Annotated in this window: 15 protein-coding genes; 4 read left to right on the top strand and 11 right to left on the bottom strand. The window is 72.6% G+C overall.

Annotated elements, in window-relative coordinates; translation table 11 throughout:
- The first annotated feature begins 54 nt into the window (after positions 1–54).
- Genes JYA75_RS21015 through JYA75_RS21025 form a run of 3 tightly spaced genes read left to right on the top strand, consistent with a single transcriptional unit; the run spans position 55 to position 3,003 of the window.
- The gene (locus tag JYA75_RS21015) at positions 55–447 is read left to right on the top strand and encodes a globin (protein ID WP_006930544.1); all 393 of its coding nucleotides are present in this window, start codon (positions 55–57) and stop codon (positions 445–447) included.
- A gap of 55 nt (positions 448–502) precedes the next feature.
- A complete protein-coding gene (locus JYA75_RS21020) occupies positions 503–2,092 on the top strand; it encodes a glycoside hydrolase family 13 protein (protein WP_043798962.1) in 1,590 nt (529 codons plus the stop codon).
- Positions 2,080–3,003, top strand: coding sequence for an EamA family transporter (locus tag JYA75_RS21025; RefSeq protein ID WP_006930541.1), 924 nt, complete (start codon positions 2,080–2,082; stop codon positions 3,001–3,003). The genes JYA75_RS21020 and JYA75_RS21025 overlap by 13 nt, the downstream gene beginning before the upstream one ends.
- On the opposite strand, the gene JYA75_RS21030 is transcribed toward JYA75_RS21025, so the two are convergent.
- The 8 genes from JYA75_RS21030 to JYA75_RS21065 all read right to left on the bottom strand — a co-directional run bounded on the left by JYA75_RS21030 (position 2,990) and on the right by JYA75_RS21065 (position 14,742).
- Positions 2,990–3,694 (bottom strand): hypothetical protein, encoded by a 705-nt coding sequence (locus JYA75_RS21030; RefSeq protein ID WP_006930539.1) that lies wholly within the window; start codon positions 3,692–3,694, stop codon positions 2,990–2,992. The two genes, JYA75_RS21025 and JYA75_RS21030, sit on opposite strands and share 14 nt — an antisense overlap.
- Positions 3,687–4,121, bottom strand: a complete 435-nt coding sequence (locus JYA75_RS21035) for a thioesterase family protein (protein ID WP_006930531.1) — start codon at positions 4,119–4,121, stop codon at positions 3,687–3,689. The genes JYA75_RS21030 and JYA75_RS21035 overlap by 8 nt, the downstream gene beginning before the upstream one ends.
- 51 nt (positions 4,122–4,172) lie before the next feature.
- The gene (locus JYA75_RS21040) at positions 4,173–8,996 is read right to left on the bottom strand and encodes an NAD-glutamate dehydrogenase (RefSeq protein WP_221776092.1); all 4,824 of its coding nucleotides are present in this window, start codon (positions 8,994–8,996) and stop codon (positions 4,173–4,175) included.
- A 109-nt stretch (positions 8,997–9,105) separates the two neighbouring features.
- Positions 9,106–9,522 (bottom strand): thioesterase family protein, encoded by a 417-nt coding sequence (locus JYA75_RS21045; RefSeq protein ID WP_185712690.1) that lies wholly within the window; start codon positions 9,520–9,522, stop codon positions 9,106–9,108.
- Entirely contained in the window at positions 9,515–11,188 is a 1,674-nt protein-coding gene (ettA, locus tag JYA75_RS21050; RefSeq protein ID WP_006930524.1) for an energy-dependent translational throttle protein EttA, read from the bottom strand. The genes JYA75_RS21045 and ettA overlap by 8 nt, the downstream gene beginning before the upstream one ends.
- A gap of 81 nt (positions 11,189–11,269) precedes the next feature.
- A complete protein-coding gene (locus JYA75_RS21055; RefSeq protein WP_029543063.1) occupies positions 11,270–12,397 on the bottom strand; it encodes a lipase family protein in 1,128 nt (375 codons plus the stop codon).
- 78 nt (positions 12,398–12,475) lie between these two features.
- The gene (locus JYA75_RS21060) at positions 12,476–13,540 is read right to left on the bottom strand and encodes a lipase family protein (RefSeq protein ID WP_044475560.1); all 1,065 of its coding nucleotides are present in this window, start codon (positions 13,538–13,540) and stop codon (positions 12,476–12,478) included.
- 74 nt (positions 13,541–13,614) lie between these two features.
- On the bottom strand, positions 13,615–14,742 hold the full coding sequence (locus JYA75_RS21065) for a lipase family protein (RefSeq protein WP_185712689.1): 1,128 nt from the start codon (positions 14,740–14,742) through the stop codon (positions 13,615–13,617).
- Between the two features lie 98 nt (positions 14,743–14,840).
- Here JYA75_RS21065 and JYA75_RS21070 point away from each other — a divergent pair, with 98 nt between their 5' ends.
- Positions 14,841–15,674: a tryptophan-rich sensory protein gene (locus JYA75_RS21070; protein WP_072635015.1), complete on the top strand. Its 834-nt coding sequence runs from the start codon at positions 14,841–14,843 to the stop codon at positions 15,672–15,674.
- Here JYA75_RS21070 and JYA75_RS21075 read toward each other — a convergent pair.
- The 3 genes from JYA75_RS21075 to JYA75_RS21085 are packed head-to-tail and all read right to left on the bottom strand — an operon-like array spanning position 15,671 to position 19,822.
- Positions 15,671–17,704: a cytochrome c oxidase assembly protein gene (locus JYA75_RS21075; protein WP_006930510.1), complete on the bottom strand. Its 2,034-nt coding sequence runs from the start codon at positions 17,702–17,704 to the stop codon at positions 15,671–15,673. The genes JYA75_RS21070 and JYA75_RS21075 overlap by 4 nt on opposite strands.
- 31 nt (positions 17,705–17,735) lie before the next feature.
- Positions 17,736–18,956 carry a VWA domain-containing protein gene (locus JYA75_RS21080; protein WP_185712688.1) on the bottom strand — a complete coding sequence of 407 codons (1,221 nt, stop codon included), beginning with the start codon at positions 18,954–18,956 and terminating at the stop codon, positions 17,736–17,738.
- Positions 18,953–19,822: a MoxR family ATPase gene (locus JYA75_RS21085; protein ID WP_006946617.1), complete on the bottom strand. Its 870-nt coding sequence runs from the start codon at positions 19,820–19,822 to the stop codon at positions 18,953–18,955. The genes JYA75_RS21080 and JYA75_RS21085 overlap by 4 nt, the downstream gene beginning before the upstream one ends.
- Positions 19,823–19,829: the final 7 nt, after the last annotated feature.

Here is a 19,829-nt window from a genome sequence, read left to right on the forward strand (position 1 = left end):
CGCACTCCCGGAACCGGCACAATGGACGAGCGAGAGGGACGGTGAGCAGAACTGATGAGTGACGAGCAGACCTTCTACGACGCGGTCGGCGGCGCCGAGACATTCCGCAAGCTCACGGCGCGCTTCTACGAGGAAGTGGCCGAGGACGAGATCGTCCGCCCGCTGTACCCGGAGGAGGACCTCGGCCCGGCGGAACGGCGCATGCGGATGTTCCTCGAGCAGTACTGGGGCGGACCGCGCACCTACTCGGACGAGCGCGGGCACCCGCGGCTGCGGATGCGTCACCACCCGTTCCGGATCGGCCCGCTCGAACGCGACGCCTGGCTGCGCTGCATGCACACGGCGATCGCGTCGATCGACTCGCAGACGCTCGACGACGAGCACCGCAGCCAGCTGATCGCGTACATGGAGATGGCGGCGGACTCGATGATGAACTCGCCGATCTGAGGGCCGGCCACGTTCGAGTCGTGGCCCACCTGTCGGTTTGGCACTATGGGTGGCTGTGAGCACTCCCCCCGGCACCCCTGCACAACGCTGGTGGGCGGACGCCGTCTTCTACCAGGTGTACCCCCGCTCGTTCGCCGACTCGAACGCAGACGGCGTCGGCGACCTCGACGGGATCCGCGACAAGCTCGGATACCTGGAGCTGCTGGGGGTCGACGCGATCTGGCTGAACCCGGTGATGCGCTCACCGATGGCCGACCACGGCTACGACGTGTCCGACCCCCGCGACGTCGATCCCCTGTTCGGCGACCTCGCCGCTCTGGACGCCCTCGTCGAGGCCGCCCACGCCCGCCGGATCCGCGTCATGATGGACCTGGTCCCCAACCACACGAGTTCCGAACATCCCTGGTTCCGGGAGGCGCTGGTCGCCGCACCCGACAGCCCCGAGCGGGCCCGGTACCACTTCCGCGACGGCCGCGGGCCGAACGGCGACCTGCCGCCCAACAACTGGCCGAGCGTGTTCGGCGGCCCCGCGTGGACCCGCGTGACCGAACCCGACGGCACCCCCGGACAGTGGTACCTGCACCTGTTCGCACCGGAGCAGCCGGACCTGAACTGGCGCAACGACGAGGTGTTCGAGGACCTGGAGAAGACCCTGCGGTTCTGGCTGGACCGCGGCATCGACGGCTTCCGCATCGACGTCGCCCACGGCATGGCCAAGCCCGGCGGGCTACCCGACTTCGACCACTGGGAGCAGAACCGGCTGCTGCGGCACTTCGACGACGACCCGCGGTTCAACAACGCCGAGGTCCACGACATCCACCGCCGGATCCGCTCGGTGCTCGACGAGTATCCGGACACGGTGGCCGTCGGTGAGATCTGGGTGCACGACCACGTGCTGTTCTCGGAGTACCTGCGCCCCGACGAACTGCACCTGGCGTTCAACTTCCATCTTGCGCTCGCGCGGTGGGATGCCGCCGAGATCCGGGAGGCGATCGACGTGTCGCTCGCCGCGGTCGCGCCGAGCGGCGGGGTCGCGACGTGGACGCTGTCCAATCACGACATCGAGCGTGAGGTGACGCGCTACGGCGGCGGTCCGCTCGGGCGCGACCGCGCGCGGGCGATGATCCTCGTCGAGCTGGCGCTGCCCGGTGCGGCCTTCCTCTACAACGGTGCCGAACTCGGCCTGCCCAACGTCGACGACCTGCCCGAGGACGCGCTGCAGGATCCGGTGTGGGAGCGGTCCGGGCACACCGACCGCGGCCGGGACGGGTGCCGGGTCCCGATGCCGTGGGAGGGCACGCAGCCGCCGTTCGGCTTCACCAGCGCATCGCAGACGTGGCTGCCGCAGCCGGACACGTGGGCCGGGCTGACCGTCGAGGCGCAGCTCGAGGACGTCTCGTCCACCCTGTCGTTGTACCGGGCGGCGCTCGAGGCGCGACGTCGGCGGCCGGAGTTCGACGGCGCCGACGTGGACTGGTACGGCAGTCCGCCCGGGTGCCTGGCGTTCCGCCGCTCCGGTGGGCTGATCTGCGCCCTCAACACCACCGAGCACCCGGTGGAGATGCCGCCGGGCACGGTGATCCTGTCCAGCGCGCCGCTGGTGGACGGGCAGCTGCCCGGCAACGGCGCGGCGTGGCTGATCTGACCGCACACCGCTCGCCGGCGAGCGCGGTCGCCCTGGTGCTGGCGGCGTCCGCCCTGTTCGGGACGACGGGCACCGCGCAGGCCCTCGGTTCGCGTGCGCTCGGTGTCCCGTTGGACGCCGTCGCGGTCGGGGCGGGCCGCATCGTGCTGGCCGGGACGGTGCTCGCGCTGTTCGCGCGGGCCCGTGGCCCGCTGTTCCCGGCGGGCCGCCGGCTGCCGACGCTGCTCGGCGCCGGCGGCGTGGTGATGTATCAACTGGGGTTCTTCACCGCGGTGCAGACCGCGGGCGTCGCGGCGGGCACGATGATCGCGCTCGGGTCCGGACCGGCGTTCACCGGGCTGCTGCAGTGGCTGGTGTCCCGGCGCCGCCCCGGCCGCGTGTGGGCGGTGTCGACGGCGATCGCGGTCGTCGGGCTCGTCCTCATCGTCGCCGGATCGGGCGGCGGCACCTCCGCGGGCGCCGGTTCCGTCGCGGCCGGGGCCCTGCCCGCGCTTGCGGCCGGCCTGGGCTACGCGACGTACACCGTCGCGGGTGCCGCGCTGCTCGGCCGCGGCGCCACCCCGGCCGCGTCGATGGGCGCGATGTTCGGGCTGGCGGCGGTGCCCATGGCGGCGATCCTGCTGGCACAGTGGCCGGGCGGTCTCGACAGCGCGGCCGGCGCGACGACCGTCGTCTATCTCGCCCTCGTCCCCACGGTGCTCGCCTACCTGCTGTTCGCGCTCGGCCTGCGCACGCTGTCGCCCGCGGCGGTGACCACCCTCACGCTCGCGGAACCGGTGGTGGCGGCCGTGCTCGGTGTGCTGGTGCTCGGCGAGCGGCTCGGCCCGGTGGCCCTCGCGGGGACGGTGGTCGTGGTCGCGGCGCTGACGCTGCTGGGCCGGAATCTCGGCGGCGGTGTCAGCGCACGCTGAGGCCGAGACCTCCGCCGCGGCGGAGGTACACGGATCCGTAGCGGGCGTCGAGCCGCAGCCATGTCGCCGACGCCCGCACGCGCACCACTTCGGCCGGGTCGATCCGGTCGAGGTCGATCTCCGCTGTCGCGGGGGCACCGCCCGTGGGCACGAAGCCCATGGCGTTGAGCGCGAACACCAGCCGCATCGGCACCCCGGCCCGCTCTCCCCCACCGGCGACCTCGAGCACCTCCTGCGCCAGCAGCGACGACGGCGGTCCCTGCCCCTGCTCGCGACTGAGCGTGACGCCGCGCTGCGCGAGGTCCACGAGGACGCGGGCGGGGACGTCGTCGAGGTGGACGTACCCGGCATCCGGAGGCAGGGCCCCGCGCCACGCCGAGTCCATCGCCCACCCCGGGTCCATCCCGTCGCCGCCGGCGGCGACGAGGGCCGCGCGCAGCCCGTCCGCGGCGACGGTCGTGTCCGCCGGGGCGATCGTGCCGCGCAGCACCCGGGCGGCGAGGGCGTCGAACCCGGTGTTCACCCACGCCGAGAGCAGCCCGTCGGGGCGTTGCCGCAGCCGCACGACAGCGGCCTCGTCGAGCCGGACCGCGCGGGTCAGGAACGCGACGAGGTCGGAGCGGTCGGCGGGGTCCGGGACCTGCAGCCACCGTTCGGGTGACGTCCCGGCCGCACTGAGGGAATCAGCCACGACGCCACCGCTGCAGGTACTCGCGTTCGGGGCCGGTGAGCCGGCGCAGCCGCTGGGTGCCGATGTCGAACGCCGCGATCTGGGTGGAGGCGACCACCGAGGGCGTGGCGTCGGCGGGCGCGCCGCCGGGCCGGACCTCGTAGCCGATGGTGAAGTCGACCGCCCGCACCTGCTCGACCCACATCAGCACGTCCAGCGGGCTGTCCTCGTGCCGCAACTGGCCGCGGTACCGCACGTGCAGGTCTGCGATGACGGCACCCTCCCGCAGGTTCACGGTGGGCCGGCCGTCGGCGAACAGCCACGGGATGCGGGCCTCCTCGAGGAGGGTGACCATGCGCGCGTGGTTGATGTGCTGGAACGCGTCCATGTCGGACCAGCGCACCTCCACCGCGGTGTGGAAGCCGAACTGCTCGGTCGCGTCCCTCACTGCGCGGGCCCCGCGGCTCCACGGTGCTCCACCCCGGCGTGCTTCAACTGCCTACCTCCTGTCGGGTGCGCCGGCGCGCACCATGCTCCTGACCTGACGCGCCGCCACGGACAGCGTCGCGAGGTCCAGATTTCCAGACAGGAAGATCTCCTCGAGCGCCGACCTCGCCCGCCCGAGCCGCGAGCCGTTGGTCAGCTCCCAGTCCTCGATCATCTCGCGGGTGCTCTCGCCGGGTTCGGCGGTGCCGAGCACGTCGAGGGTGAGCGTGCGCAGCGAACCGTACAGTTCGTCGCGCAGGGCGAGCCGGGCCAGCGAGTGCCACCGGTCGCCGCGCTCGAGGGCCGTGACCGCGGACAGCAGCCAGTCGATCCCCATGTGCGCGTCCATCGCGTAGTACAGCTCGGCGACCTCGGCCTCGTCGCGTTCGGCGATGTCGGCGATGTCGATGACGTCCAGCAGCGGGAACTGGTCGAGGAGGCGGAACACGTCCCACGTCAGCTCCTCCGGGGCGCCACGCGCGAGCAGCGGCTCGGCGCGTTCCTTCAGGTCCTGTACGTGGTGGCCCTGCATCCACTCCTCCACGCGCGGCGCGAGCCGCGCGAACATCGCGCGGTACCGGCTGATCTCGGCACCGACGGCCAGGGGTTGCGGCCGGTTCGACAGCAGCCACCGCGACGCCCGGTCGAGGACGCGGTGCGATTCGAGCAGCAGGTCGTCGGCGACGGCCGCGGTCGTGTCGGCCGCGCGGATGCGCGCCCACAGGCCGGGCAGGCCGAAGATCTCGGTGACGGCAGCGTAGGCGCGGATGGCGTCGGTGCTCGACGCGCCGGCCTCCTCCGAGAGCCGGTAGACGTAGGTGATCCCGCCGTTGTCGACGGTCTCGTTGGCGAGGATCGTCGCGACGATCTGCCGGCGCAGCGGGTGGGACTTGATGCCGGTGCGGAAGGGTTCGCGCAGTTGCCGCGGGAAGTACCCGGGCAGCCGGCCGGCGAAGGTGTCGCTGTCGGGCAGGTCGGTGTCGAGCAGGTCGTCGGCGAGTGCGAGCTTGACGTGGGCGAGCAGGGTGGACAGCTCCGGGGAGGTGAGTCCCTCCCCTTCGAGGCGGCGCCGCTCGATCTCGGCGTCGCCGGGCAGTGCCTCGAGGGAACGGTCGAGACCGCGTTCGGCGACGAGGTCGGCGATCAGCCGCTGGTGCACCCCGAGCATCGTGGGCGCGCCGGTGCGGGAGTAGCCGAGCAGATTGTTCTGGGACATGTTGTCCTTCAGAACGATTCGCCCGACCTCCTCGGTCATGGATTCGAGCAGCGGGTTGCGGTCGGTGGACGTGAGGGCGCCGGCGGTGACCATCGAGTCGAGCAGGATCTTGATGTTGACCTCGTGGTCGGAACAGTCGACACCGGCGGAGTTGTCGATCGCGTCGGTGTTGATCTTGCCGCCGGCCCGGGCGTACTCGATGCGGCCGCGCTGGGTGACGCCGAGGTTGCCGCCCTCCCCGACCACCCGGGCGCGGACGGTGGCGCCGTCGACGCGGACCGCGTCGTTGCCCTTGTCGCCGACGTCTGCGTCGGTTTCGGTGGCGGCCTTGATGTAGGTGCCGATCCCCCCGTTCCACAGCAGGTCCACCGGCGCCCGGAGGATGGCGCGGATCAGTTCGGGGGGCGAGAGCTCGGTGACGTCGTCGTCGAGTCCGAGCACGCTACGGGCCTGGGGGCTGAGCGGGACGGACTTGAGCGAGCGCTCCCACACCCCGCCGCCGGTGCTGATCAGGTCCGCGTCGTAGTCGGCCCACGACGAGCGGGGCAGGTCGTACAGGCGGCGCCGCTCGGCGTACGAGGCGGCGGGCTCCGGGTGGGGGTCGAGGAAGATGTGCCGGTGGTCGAACGCGGCCACCAACCGGATGTGGGTGCTCAGCAGCATGCCGTTGCCGAACACGTCGCCGCTCATGTCGCCGACGCCGGCGACCGTGAAGTCCTCGCTCTGCGTGTCGACGCCCAGTTCGCGGAAGTGCCGCTTGACGCTCTCCCACGCGCCGCGCGCGGTGATGCCCATCGCCTTGTGGTCGTAGCCGGCCGATCCGCCGGAGGCGAAGGCGTCGCCGAGCCAGAACCCGTACTCGCGGGCGACCTCGTTGGCGAGGTCGGAGAAGGTGGCGGTGCCCTTGTCCGCGGCGACCACGAGGTACGTGTCGTCCCCGTCGCGGCGGACCACCCGCGGTGGCGGCACGGCCACGCCGCGGGCGCGGTCGAGGTTGTCGGTGACGTCGAGCAGGCCCGCGATGAACCGCCGGTAGCAGGCCTCCCCCTGCGCGCGCACCGCCTGCCGGTCGGCGGCCGCGTCCCCGGTCGGCGCGACGGGGCGCTTGACCACGAAGCCCCCCTTGGCACCGACGGGGACGATGACGGCGTTCTTCACGGCCTGGGCCTTGGCGAGCCCGAGGATCTCGGTGCGGAAGTCCTCGCGCCGGTCCGACCAGCGCAGGCCGCCGCGGGCAACGGAGCCGAAGCGCATGTGCACACCCTCGACGTCGGGTGCGTAGACGAACACCTCGAACTTCGGTCGCGGCTGGGGCAGTTCGTTGATGCGGGTCGGGTCGAGCTTGAACGACAGGACCCGGGCGGGCGCGGCGTCGGCGCGCGAGAGCGCGACGGCCCCGTCGTCGCCGGACACGAAGTAGTTGGTGCGCAACGTCGCCCGGATGAGGCCGAAGAGACCGCGCAGGATCCGGTCGGCGTCGAGGCTGACGACGGCGTCGATCCGGCCGACCAGTTCGGCGGCGGCGTCCTGCTCGCGGTCGGCGGACGCCTCGTCGGGGTCGAACATCGCCTCGAACAGTTCGGCGAGCAGCGCGGTGGTGTCCGGGTCGGCGAGCAGCACACCTTCGATGTGGTACTGACTGTAGGGGAAGCCGGCCTGCCGCAGGTACTTCGCGTAGGCGCGCAGCATCATGGCCTGCCGCCAGCCCAGCCCGGCCCGCAGGACCAGTTCGTTGAACCGGTCCGGCTCCGAGAGCCCGTGCCACACGGCGGCGAACGCCGCGGTGACACGGGTGGTCACCCTCGGGTCGGGTTCGAGGTCGACGGGCAGGACCAGGCCGAAATCGTAGATCCAGCAGCTCATCCGGTCGGCGCGGATGATCTGGTACGGGCGCTCGTCGAGCACCTCGACGCCGAGGCTCTGCAGCACCGGCAGCACCTGGCTGAGGGTGATGCCCTCGCTGCCGATGTAGAGCGTGAAGCGCCACCGGCGCGGGTCGGCGCCGGGGGGCCGGTACAGCAGCAGGTCGATGCTGCCGTCGCGCAGTGCCTCGAGGCGGGCGATGTCGGCCAGCGCCCGGACGGCGTCGAAGTCCTCCTTGTAACCGTCGGGGAGCGCCTCCGCGTAGCGCTGCACCAGCACGGGATCGACGGTGTGGTCGGTGGCGGCCAGGTCGGCGAGGTGGTCGTCCCAGCTGCGGCTGGCCTCGGTGAGCAGGGCCTGGATGCGCAGGCGATTCTCCTCGGAGGTGTCGATCCGCGGCAGGGCCTGTCCCGGCGGGGTCCGGATGGTCACGTGCAGCAGCGCCAGGTCGCCCTCCGTGACCCGGGCGGTGTAGTGGATGGAACCCCCGCCGTACTCGCGCATCAGGATCTGCTGCATCGCGACCCGGACCCGTGTGTTGTAGCGGTCGCGGGGCAGGTAGATCAGGCACGAGACGAAGCGGCCGTAGGGGTCGACCCGCAGGAACAACCGCAGTTGCCGGCGCATCGCGACCACCGCGGTGACGGTCTCGTAGAGGGTGTCGGTGTCGGCGGAGAACAGTTCCACCCGGGGCAGCGCCTGCAGCACCTCGAGCATCGCCTGTCCGGTGAAGGACGACAGTTCCACGCCGGCGCGGGCCACCACCTCCCGGACCCGGCGCGCCAGCACGGGAATGTCGAGCACGTTCTCGTGCAGCGCGGTCACGGCCAGCACACCGAGGAACCGGTGCTCGCCGACGACGCGACCGTCCGGGCCGAGGACGGCAACGCCCACGAAGTACGGGTACACCGAGCGGTGCACCGTGGCAGGCAGGGACGCCTGGGTGAGCACCAGCAGCGGCCGGTCGGTGGCCTCGACGGTCGCCGACATGTCGATCACGTCGTCGGCGGCGAGGTCGGAGCGCAGCACCCCGAGACCACTGCCGGGCACGGCGCGGGCGTGCCGCGTCCCGGATGCGTCGGCGACGATGTCGTAGCGCCGGTAACCGAGGACGGTGTAGTTGCCACGCGCGAGCCAGCGCAGCAGCGCCGACGTCTCCCGCAACTCCTCCGCGGCGTGCCGCGGCGGCGGGTTCTCGGCGAGCGCGTCGAGTTCGACGGCGAGATCGCGTTCGCGGGCGAGCATCGCGGCGGTGTCGGCCCCGACCTGCCGCACGTCGGCGAGCACACCGCCGATCTCGGTGCCGACGGTGTCGAGGGTGGCCTCGGAGGTGGCCGGGTGCAGCTGGACGTGAATCCACGACTCCGCGACGAAGCCGTGCGGGGGCGTGGTGTCGGCCACCATCTCGAGCAGGCGTCCGTCCTCGTCGCGCCGGACGGACACGACGGGATGGACGAGTTCGCGGATGGCGACGCCGAGCCGGGTCAGCAGCGCGATGACGGATTCGACGAGCAGCGGCATGTCGTCGGTGACGATCTGCAGGGCGGCGCCGACGCCCCACCGATCGCCGGGCCGGTAGACGCGGGTCAGGACGGCGTCGGCACTCCGCTCGCGGCCGAGGTCCAGGTGGGCGGACAGGGCCGGATCAGGGGCGTCGAGGGTGTCCGCGTAGCGGCGATAGACGTCCTCGAGCGCGGCCGCCGAAAGCTCACCGCGCCGGTTCGACGAAACCCCCTGGGGTGTGGCGGACTCGGCCATGGTGCTCACTCCCTCATTCGCCACCGCAAACCGGCAGCGCCGCGGACAGGCTCTGGTTCGAGCCTATCCGCGGCGCTGGGTGTGAGGGGGGAATCCCGGGCCGGGGCGGTCAGCCGACCGTCGCGGCGACGTACTCCTCGAGAACCGCCCGCTCCTCGGCGGACAGCGGCCGGGAGGTCTCCGTGCGCGGGTCGAACCCGACGAGCACCGCGTCCCCGGAGCCGCACGGATTGCCCTGCACGTCGGTGATCACGTGCCGCAGGGTGTACGAGCTGTTGCCCACGTGCAGTACCGAGATGGCGACGGTGATCGGGCCGGAGTCGTCCTTGAGCGGACGCAGGAACTCCACGTCCATCTTCCGCACCACCACGGCGCCGCGCGCGAACGGGCCGCTCTGCAGGAACTTGATCCGGGCTTCCTGCATGTACTCCACGAACTTCGTGTTGTTCACGTGCCCGAGACGGTCGGAGTCGGCCCAGCGGACCTCCAGCGTGCAGGTGAAGGTCTTCTGCCCCGGCTCAGTCACGGGTGAGCTTCCGGTGGGTGACGCGGTGCGGACGCGCCGCCTCCGCCCCGAGCCGCTCGACCTTGTTGGCCTCGTACGATTCGAAGTTGCCCTCGAACCAGAACCACTTGCCCTCCTCGACGTTGCCTTCCCACGCGAGGATGTGGGTGCAGGTGCGGTCGAGGAACCAGCGGTCGTGGGAGATCACGACGGCGCAGCCGGGGAACTTCTGCAGCGCGTTCTCGAGCGAGCTCAGGGTTTCGACGTCGAGGTCGTTGGTCGGCTCGTCGAGCAGGATCAGGTTGCCGCCCTCCTTGAGGGTCAGTGCCAGGTTCAGGCGGTTGCGCTCACCACCGGAGAGCACCTCGGCCTTCTTCTGCTGGTCCGGGCCCTTGAACCCGAAGGCGCTGACATACGCGCGCGAGGGCATCTCGTTCTGGCCGACCTCGATGTAGTCGAGTCCGTCCGAAACCACTTCCCACACCGTCTTGTTGGGGTCGATGTTCGCGCGGGACTGGTCGACGTAGCTCAGCCTGACGGTGTCGCCGACCTTCACGGTGCCCGAGTCGGGCTTCTCGAGGCCGACGATGGTCTTGAACAGGGTGGTCTTGCCGACACCGTTGGGACCGATCACGCCGACGATGCCGTTGCGCGGCAGCGTGAACGACAGGTCCTTGATCAGCACGCGGCCTTCGAATCCCTTGTCGAGGTGGTCGACCTCGACCACGACGTCGCCCAGGCGCGGCGGTGTCGGGATCTGGATCTCCTCGAAGTCCAGCTTGCGGAACTTCTCGGCCTCGGCGGCCATCTCCTCGTAGCGGGCCAGACGGGCCTTGCTCTTGGTCTGGCGCGCCTTGGCGCCGGACCGGACCCACTCGAGCTCCTCCCGGAGGCGCTTCTGCAGCTTCTGGTCCTTCTTGCCCTGCACCTCGAGGCGCTCGGCCTTCTTCTCCAGGTAGGTGGAGTAGTTGCCCTCGTACGGGTGCAGCTTGCCGCGGTCGACCTCGCAGATCCACTGCGCGACGTGATCGAGGAAGTACCGGTCGTGGGTGACGGCGAGGACGGCGCCCGGGTAGCTCGCGAGGAACTGCTCGAGCCACAGCACCGACTCGGCGTCGAGGTGGTTGGTGGGCTCGTCGAGCAGCAACAGGTCGGGCTTGCTCAGCAGCAGCTTGCACAGGGCGACGCGGCGGCGCTCACCGCCGGAGAGGTGGGTGACCGGCTCGTCCGGCGGCGGGCAGCGCAGGGCATCCATGGCCTGCTCGAGCTGCGAGTCGATGTCCCAGGCGTTGGCGTGGTCGAGTTCCTCCTGGAGCTTGCCCATCTCCTCCATCAGCTCGTCGGAGTAGTCGGTCGCCATCAGCTCGGCGATCTCGTTGAACCGGTCGAGCTTGACCTTGATCTCGCCGAGACCCTCCTCCACGTTGCCGCGGACGGTCTTCTCCTCGTTGAGCGGCGGTTCCTGCAGCAGGATGCCGACGGAGGCTTCCGGGTCGAGGAAGGCCTCGCCGTTGCTGGGCTGGTCCAACCCGGCCATGATCTTGAGGATGGACGACTTGCCCGCGCCGTTCGGTCCGACCACACCGATCTTGGCACCCGGGTAGAAGCTCATGGTGACGTCGTCGAGAATGACCTTGTCACCGTGCGCCTTGCGCACCTTCTTCATCGTGTAAATGAACTCCGCCATAGGTCCAGCGTATCGGGCGGACCCGCAGAACCCACATCCCGGACGACCGGGCCCGCCCGGCGGGACCCGGGAGCGGGCCGGCTACGACCCGAACAGCCGCGCCACGAACGGGGTGGTGTCGGGCAGGGACCGGGTCATGGTCGTGTTGTGCCCGGCCACGTACACCCGGTAGTCGGCGTCGGCGCCCCCCGCCCGCAGGTCGGCTGCGAGTTTGGCCGACAGCGGCGCCGGAACCATCGTGTCGTGGATGCCCTGGGCGAGGAACACCGGCCGGTCGTACCCGCTCGTCGGGACGCCGAGGTAGTCGGCGAATACGGCGGGGAACCGGCCCGCGGACAGCGGCAGCGCCGCCAGCTCACCCACCCGCACCCCGTCGGCGAGCGCGTTCAGCTCGTTGTAGCAGAGCTGTTCGGCCGCGTCGACGAACTTCCGCCCGGTCGGGGTCAGGTAGCTGTTCACGTCCAGGTCGGGCTGGGCGGCGCGGAGCCCGGCGAAGATGTAGGAACTGAAGGCCACCAGACCCTCGAAGCCCGGATCCGGGAATCCGGGTCCGCCCATGGGAAACAGCTGCTCGAGGTTGGACGGCGCCCCGGTGGTGACGGTGCCGCGGAAGTCGAGCTCCGGGGCCCGCGACGAGGCCCGGTGCGCGGTGTGCAGCGCCGCGTGCCCGCCCTGGGACTGGCCGACGACGACCCAGCGCTGCGACAGCGACGGCTCGGCGGCACGGCCCGCGCGCACGATGTCGACGACGCTGTTGGCGGCGCTCTGCCCGTCGAGATACGGGTGGACGCCCTCGGTGCCCAGGCCCGGATAGTCGGCCGCGACGACGGCGTAGCCCTGGGCGAGCCAATGCTCGAGGTACGGACGCTCGAGATCGGACCACGGGTGCCGCGACGGGGCGCAGCCGTCGGCGATGCCGACGGTGCCGTGCGCGTAGGACACCACCGGCCAGCCGCCCGCCGGGGCCGGCCCCGGCGGGAGGAACAGCACGCCGGTGCCGACGGCCGGAGCGCCGGAGCGCCACTCGGTGCGGTAGGTGAGCCGCTCGGCGACCGCGGCACCCGGCACCGACATCTCGGCCGGCAGCGGCTCGACCGACACGATCGCGCCCGGCGCGGGGTCGGCGGCCGCGACGGACGGGGCGAGCACGCCCGCCAGCACCGCGCCGATCGCGCCCAGCGCCCGTCGCCACCGTCTGTTCCGGCCCATGAAGTCCTCCGCTCGTCCGAGGGGCGTGCCGATCGTCGGCATGCGCCACCTCGCACGTCGGTCGCCGGCCGTCCCGCGTTACCGGACGAATCGGGCGGCCACGAACGGTGTCGTGTCCGGGAGCGCGGCGAAGAGGGTGGCGAAGTGGTCGTCCGGATAGGTGCGGTAGTCGACGTCGGCGCCACCGGCCCACAGGTCGGCGACGAGCTTGAACGACAGCGGCGCGGGAACCATCCGGTCCCGCAATCCCTGGCCGACGAACAGCGGCCGGTCGTAACCGCGGGTCGGGACACCGAGGTAGTCGGCGAGCGCGGCCCGCATCCGGTCGTCGCCCAGCGGCCGGGACAGCAACTGCCCCACATCCACGTCGGCGGCGCGGTCCTCGAGATCCCCATAGCAGAGGTACTCGGCGGCGTCGACGAGATCGCGTCCGACGGGCGTGAGGTAGCTGTTCACGTCGAGGTCGGGGCGTGCCGCCCGCAGCCCGGCCATGATGTAGGCGCTGAACGAGACGAGCCCGTCGAGGTCGAGGTCGGGGAAGCCGGGCACCCCGAACGGGAACAGCAGCTCGAGGTTGGACGGCGCACCGGTGGCGACCGCGCCGCGGAAGTCGAGCTCCGGCGCGCGCGCCGTGGCCCGGCGCGCGGTGTGCAGCGCCGCGTGCCCGCCCTGCGACTGGCCGACGACCACCCACCGCTGCGACAGCGACGGCTCGGCGGCCCGGGCGGCGCGGACGACGTCGACGATGCTGTTCGCGGCGGTGGGCCCGTCGAGATACGTGTGCAGGCCCTCGGTACCGAGGCCGGGATAGTCGGCGGCCACCACCGCGTAGCCCTGCGACAGCCAGTGCGCGAGATACCGCCGCTCCCGTTCGATGCGCCGGTTGCGCGACGGCGCACAGTCGTCGCCGATGCCGACGGTGCCGTGCGCCCACGACACGACCGGCCAGCCTCCGTCGGGTGCCTCACCCGGCGGCAGGAACAGCACCCCCGTGCCGACGGCGGCGACGCCGGACCGCCACTGGGTCCGGTAGGTGAGCCGCTCGGCGACCACGGCACCGGGCACGGAGAGTTCGGCCGGCAACGGTTCCACCGACATCACCGCGCCGGGCACGGGTTCGGCGACCGCGACGGCCGGGCACATCACGGCCACCGACGCGCAGGCCGCCCACAGCGACCGGCGCACTCCCCACCTGCTCACGGCGCAACCCCTCTGCTCTACCTGCCGAGCAATGTCGCCGCGAACGGCGTGGTGGCCGGCAGTGCGTCGAACATGGTCTCGGAATGCCCGTTGGGGTAGGTGCGGTAGTCGGCGTTCGTGCCCCCGGACCACAGGTCGGCGACGAGCTTGAACGACAGCGGCGCCGGCACGACCTGATCCCGCAGCCCCTGACCGAGGAACAGTGGCCGATCGTAGCCGCGGGTGGGCACCCCCATGTAGTCGGCGAGCGCCGCACGCATGCGGTCGTCGCCGAGCGGGCGGGCGAGGATCTCCCCCACGCCGATGCCGCGGACGCGGTCGCCGAGGTCGGCGTAGCAGAGCCGTTCGGCGTCGTCGACGACGTCCCGCCCGACTGGGGTGAGGTAGCTGTTCACGTCCAGGTCGGGCCGCGCGACCCGCAGGCCGGCCAGGACGTAGGACAGGAACACGGTGGTGCCGTCCAGGCCCAGGTCCGGGAAACCGGGGCCGCCGAACGGGAACACCGTCTCGAGGTTCGACGGCGCGCCTGTGGCGATCATGCCGCGGAAGTCGAGTTCCGGGGCCCGCGACGTGGCCAGGCGCGCGGTGTGCAGGGCGGCGTGACCGCCCTGCGACTGGCCGATCACGATCCACCGGTTCGACAGCGAGGGCTCGGCGGCGCGGGCGGCCCGGACGACGTCGACGACGCTGTTCGCGGCACTCGGCCCGTCGAGGTAGGTGTGCAGCCCGTCGCTGCCCAAGCCGGGATAGTCCGAGGCGACCACGGCGTAGCCTCGGGACAGCCAGTGGCCGAGGTATGCCCGGTCGCGGTCGGTGCGCGGGTTGCGCGACGGGGCGCAGTCGTCGCCGATGCCGACGGTGCCGTGCGCCCACGACACGACCGGCCAGCCGCCCGCGGGGGCCTGGCCGGGCGGCAGGTACAGGACACCCGACACGGTGGTCTCCGCACCGGACCGCCACTGGGTGCGGAAGGTCAGCCGCTCGGCCGTGGCCGCACCCGGCACCGACAGCGCACCGGGCAGTGACTCGACCGCGACCACCTCGCCGGGCGCGGGCTGCGCGCCGGCCGTCGCGGGCACGACCAGCCCGGCCGCCACGGCGCCGATGCACGCGAGCGCCCGCAGCCGCCACCCCGTACCCCTCATCGCGCTCCTTCCGTCGTCGGTGCCAGGCGCTCAAGTTAACAGCCGAGCCCGAACGGACGGGACGTTTCGGACACGGCGACGCCGGGCATCTTCCGGGGATGACGACTTCCCCGGCGAGCTCGACGCGACCCCAGGCCACCTCCGCCGACCGGCTCCGCGTCGTGGGCGTCGCCGTGTCGGCGATCACCGCGGTCGCCGTCTCCTTCCTGGGATCCGGGGCCGTGGTGGGCACACCGATCTCCGAGGTGGCCGGTGGGGCGCTGTCCGCCGACGCGACGGCGGTGGCGCCGGGCGGTCCGGCGTTCTCGATCTGGTCGGTGATCTACCTGGGCCTGCTGGCGCTCGCGGTGTGGCAGGCCCTGCCCGCGCACCACGCCGACCCTCGCCAGCGGACGCTCGGCCGGTGGATCGCCGCGTCGATGCTGCTCAACGCCGCGTGGATCCTCGTCGTGCAGCTCGAACTGCTCGCGGTCAGCGTCGCGGTCATCGCCGCGCTGCTGGCCGTGCTGGTCCGGATCTTCCTCGGCCTGACCCGCACCGCGCCGTCGTCCCGCCTCGAGGGCGTCGTCGTGGACGGCACCATGTTCCTGTACCTGGGCTGGGTGGCGGTGGCCACGGTCGCGAACACCGCGGCGGCGCTGCGCGCCGCGGAGGTCGACCCGTTCGCGCTGGGCGCCGACACCTGGGCGGTGCTCGTCCTGGTCGTGGTCGCCGCGGTGTCGGTGCTCCTCGCCGTCGCCGGGCACGGGCGGCTCGCCGTCGCCGCGGCCATGGCGTGGGGGCTGGTGTGGATCGCGGTGGCCCGCAGCGGCGACACCGGCTTCACCTCCACCCCGGCCGCCGTCGCGGCCGGCGGCGCAGCGGCCGTCGCGCTGCTCTCCGCGGTCGGCGTGCGACTGCGCACCGAGACCGCGCGGCGCCGACGACCCTAGTGGCCCTCGCGGTCCCGCCGCGCCAGCTCGGCGAACATCGCGTTGTGGGCGGCGAGATCGGCGTCGTCGTCCCGCTCGGCGGCGCGGTCCACCCGTCGCGCGGTGCGCTCGTCGCTGCGCGACCACTGCACCAGCAGGGCCAGCATCACCAGCACCAGCGGGATCTCCCCGGCCGACCAGGCGATGCTGCCGCCCACCTTCTGGTCGGCGAACAGGTCGCTGTTCCAGGCCAGGCCGAGACCGCGGTAGTAGGACTCGGCCATCACCGTGCCCATGCTCATCAGGGTCACACCGAAGAACGCGTGGAACGGCAGCGAGCCGAACACCATCGCCAGCTTCGTCACCGGCGTCACGTCGCGCGGCGACGGGTCCACGCCGATCACGACCCAGTAGAACAGGTAGCCGCTCATCAGGAAGTGCAGGTTCATCAGCACGTGCGCGGCGTGACTGTCGGCGTTGGCCTCGAAGATCCCGCCCAGGTACAGCGCGTAGAAGCCGCCGACGAACATCACCGACGCGACGACCGGATGGGTGAAGAACCGCGACGGCGGGCTGTGCAGGAACGCCAGGAGCCATTCACGCGGGCCGGGGTAGCCGTCGCGGCCCGCCGGTTTGAAGGCCCGCAGCGCCAGGGTCATCGCCCCGCCGAGGGCGAGCAGCACGGGCGCCAGCATCGACATCGCCATGTGGGCGCCCATGTGCACGCTGAACATCGCCGGCGAGTACATGCCCACGCCCGACGACGTGGCGACCAGCAGCACGAAGCAGCCGGAGAACCAGGCGATCGACCGGCCGACGGGCCAGCTGTCGCCGCGCCGGCGCAGCGTCCACAGCCCGATCGCGTAGCCGACCGCGAGAACCAGGGCGATCGTGCCGAAGATCAGGTCGAAGCGCCACGCGCCGAAGAAGAGGGTGCCGACCGTCGGGGGGCCGTCCAGGTTGTAGCCCAGCTCCACCTCGAGCAGCGACGGCACCGTCGCCGGCGGGGGCGGCGGGGTACGGCCCAGCCCCACGGCCAGTCCGACGGTGGCGGCCAGGATGACGGCCTCGACGGCCGCGAACCGGACAAGCGCGCCCCGGTCGTCGGGGTTCGCCTCGAGCGCGGGCAGCGCGCGGCGCCGCTGCATCCATCCGAGGGCGCCCAGGGCGATCAGCGCCAGCGCCTTGGCCAGGACGAGCCGGCCGTAGGTGCTGGTGAGCAACTCGTCGGCCGGCAGCCGCACCGCGGCGTTGACGATGCCGCTCAGGGCCATCACCGCGAAGGCCACCCCGGCGACGAACGAGAACCGGCGGGCGGCGAGGTCGGTGTGCGCGCCGCGGCGCCACCCGTGGGCGAGCAGGGCGAACAGGCCGCCCGCCCACACCGCCGCCGCGACCAGGTGCAGCACCAGGCTGTTGGTGGCCATGTCGTGCGATCCGCCCGACGACGAGTGCCCCGTCAGGGCCAGCGGCATCAGCGTCACCAGGGACAGCAGGAGCAGGTACGGCACCCACGACCAGCGCACCGCGGCGCGGATCAGCACCGCCAGGATCAGGGCGAGCGCCGCCGTCCACGCCCACGCGAGCGCGGTGTCGATCTGCCCGATCGCACCCCACAGGTTCTCCGGCTTCAGCGCCTCGGCCAGCGGCTGCCCGGATGTGTCGGACAGGGTCAGCGGCACCAGCACCGCCGAGCAGAACGCCCAGATCAGGGCGGCGGCGCCCGCGGTGCGCACGGCCCGGTAGCCGTCCACGTCGAGCACCCCGCTGCGCTGCGGCGGTACCAGGAACGCGGCGAAGAACAGCGAACCGACCGCGGCGACGGCCGCGACCTCCGCGATCGCCCGCACCGCGGGCAGCCCGTAGGTAGTGAGCGGACCGGGGTCGGGGATGCCCAGCAGCACCAGCGCCTGCGCGGCGGACAGGCCGACCACGATCGGCGCGACGACCGCGGCGACGAGCCCGAGGAGGACGTACAGTGCCGACGTGTTGCGCCGCCCGGCCGGCGGCGAGGACGTCGGCGCGGCCGACGCGAGCTCGGGTGATGCCATACCTAACAGGGTAGGACCTCGACGAGCGCCGCTACGACGGGCCGTCGGAGACGTGCGCCACCCGGCCGGCGGCCGGGTCGAGATCGAACACCGCGCGCAGGGCATCGAGGGTGTCGGCCGCCAGCAGGGCGTCGCAGTGCGGCAGCGCCGCCGCCATCGGCCCGGTCTCGGGACGGTACCCGGGCCGGCCGGCCCGCGGGTTCAGCCAGATCAGCCGGTGCGCGCGGCGGCGCACCCGCGCGACGGCCCGGCCGAGGGCCTGCGGATGGTCGCTGTCCCACCCGTCGGAGGCGACGAACACGACGGCGCCGCGCAGCAGGTTGCCGTGGTGGGAGGCGAGCAACGCCTCGAGGCTGCCGGCGATGTGGGTGCCGCCGTAGCGGTCGACGACCGTGTCGTTGGCGCGGGCGACCGCGTGCTCGGCGGAGCGGTGCGCCAGGGTCGCGGTGAGCCGGGTCAGGCTCGTGGAGAACGCGAACACCTCGGCGTCGCCGGCGCGCACCGCGGCCCGCATCAGGTGCAGGTAGATGTCGGCGTAGCCGTGCATGGAGCGGCTCACGTCGCACAGCACCACGATCCGGCGCGGACGGCGGATCGGGCGGGCGCGGCGCAGGCGCACCAGTTCGAACCCGGTGTGCCGGGACGCGTCGAGGGTGGCGCGCACGTCGAGGCGGCCGTGGTGGTGCGGCATGCGGCGGCGGCCGAGGCGCCGCGGCCAGCGCACCCGGGCCTGCTCGAGCCACTGTCCCAGGGTGCGCAGGTCCTCGGGCCGCAGGTCGGCGAACGGCTGGTCGGCGCGGATCTCGACGGGGCTCGGGGCCCACGGCCCGGGCCGGACCGTCTCGGGCGGTTCGCCGGACCGGCGCGGCCTGCGGGTGTGCCACGGCACGCCCGGCTGCGGCGACGCCGGCGCCGGGTTCGGCGCCGCACCCTGCACGACGGCGTCGCCGGCACCGACCGTCCCGTCGGGGCCGGTGCGGCGGGCGTGCGGGTCGACGGCGAGGACCTGGTGGTCGAAGACCTCGGCGAACACGGCGTCGAATGCCGCGAGCGCGTCCTGCCGATCGACGAGGGCCACCCGCGCGGTCCAGTACAGCCGGCTGCGGGTGCGCGGCGGGTACAGCCGCAGCGCCCGCACCAAGGTCGCGGCGGCGGTCGCGGCGACGGGCACGCCGGCGCGGCGCAACCGGTCGGTGAGCGCCACGGTGAACGCGGCGAGGTCGACGCCGCGCAGCAGCAGCGCGGTGCTCACGCCCGGTACTCCTCGTACTCGGCACGGATCGTGGTCCGGTCGTCGGGGGTCTTGGCGAGCGCGGTCAGCGTCGCCACCGCGCCCGGGTGGACCAGATCCCCCACCCCGAGCGCGACGAGCGCGGACACCCAGTCGATGGTCTCGGCGATGCCCGGCGCCTTGTCCAGGTCCAGCCGGCGCACGGAGGCGACGAAGTCGGCGGCCGATTCGACGAGCGCGAGGTTCGCGGCGGGGACGGTGCGGCGCAGGATCGCGACGGCGCGGTCCCGGTCCGGGTAGTCGATCCAGTGGTAGAGGCAGCGCCGGCGCAGAGCGTCGTGCAGGTCTCGGCTGCGGTTGGAGGTGAGCACGACGATCGGGGGCCGCGCGGCGGTGAGGGTGCCCAGTTCGGGGATCGTGACGGAGAACTCGCCGAGGAACTCGAGCAGCAGCGCCTCGAACTCGTCGTCGGCCCGGTCGATCTCGTCGATGAGCAGTACCGGCGCGGTGGGGCCGCGGTGCCGCACGCAGCGCAGCACCGGCCGCTCGAGCAGGAACTCCTCGGTGTAGAGGTCGGCCTCGCTCAGACTCTCACCCCGGGTCTCGGCGAGCCGGATCGCGAGCAGTTGCCGCTGGTAGTTCCAGTCGTAGAGGGCCTCGCTCGCGGCGAGGCCCTCGTAGCACTGCAGCCGGATCAGCTCGGTGCCCACGGCGGCGGCGAGGGCCTTGGCGGCCGTGGTCTTGCCGACGCCGGGCTCGCCCTCGAGCAGCAGCGGCCGGCCGAGCTCCACCGCGAGGTACAGGGCGGTGGCGGTGCCCTCGTCGAGCAGGTAATCCTGGTCGTCGAACCGGCGGATGACATCGTCGACGCCGCCGAACACGCTCATCGGCCGG

The organism is Rhodococcus sp. PSBB066 (genome assembly GCF_017068255.1).
Taxonomy (GTDB): Bacteria; Actinomycetota; Actinomycetes; order Mycobacteriales; family Mycobacteriaceae; genus Rhodococcus; species Rhodococcus aetherivorans.

Bases quoted from the DNA above. Each gene is read 5' to 3' on its own strand.
- JYA75_RS21085 (WP_006946617.1), bottom strand. From the start codon at position 19,822: ATGAGCGTGTTCGGCGGCGTCGACGATGTCATCCGCCGGTTCGACGAC.
- JYA75_RS21070 (WP_072635015.1), top strand. From the start codon at position 14,841: ATGACGACTTCCCCGGCGAGCTCGACGCGACCCCAGGCCACCTCCGCC.
- JYA75_RS21060 (WP_044475560.1), bottom strand. From the start codon at position 13,540: ATGTGCCCGGCCGTCGCGGTCGCCGAACCCGTGCCCGGCGCGGTGATG.
- JYA75_RS21065 (WP_185712689.1), bottom strand. From the start codon at position 14,742: ATGAGGGGTACGGGGTGGCGGCTGCGGGCGCTCGCGTGCATCGGCGCC.
- JYA75_RS21015 (WP_006930544.1), top strand. From the start codon at position 55: ATGAGTGACGAGCAGACCTTCTACGACGCGGTCGGCGGCGCCGAGACA.
- JYA75_RS21055 (WP_029543063.1), bottom strand. From the start codon at position 12,397: ATGGGCCGGAACAGACGGTGGCGACGGGCGCTGGGCGCGATCGGCGCG.
- ettA (WP_006930524.1), bottom strand. From the start codon at position 11,188: ATGGCGGAGTTCATTTACACGATGAAGAAGGTGCGCAAGGCGCACGGT.
- JYA75_RS21040 (WP_221776092.1), bottom strand. From the start codon at position 8,996: ATGGCCGAGTCCGCCACACCCCAGGGGGTTTCGTCGAACCGGCGCGGT.
- JYA75_RS21075 (WP_006930510.1), bottom strand. From the start codon at position 17,704: ATGGCATCACCCGAGCTCGCGTCGGCCGCGCCGACGTCCTCGCCGCCG.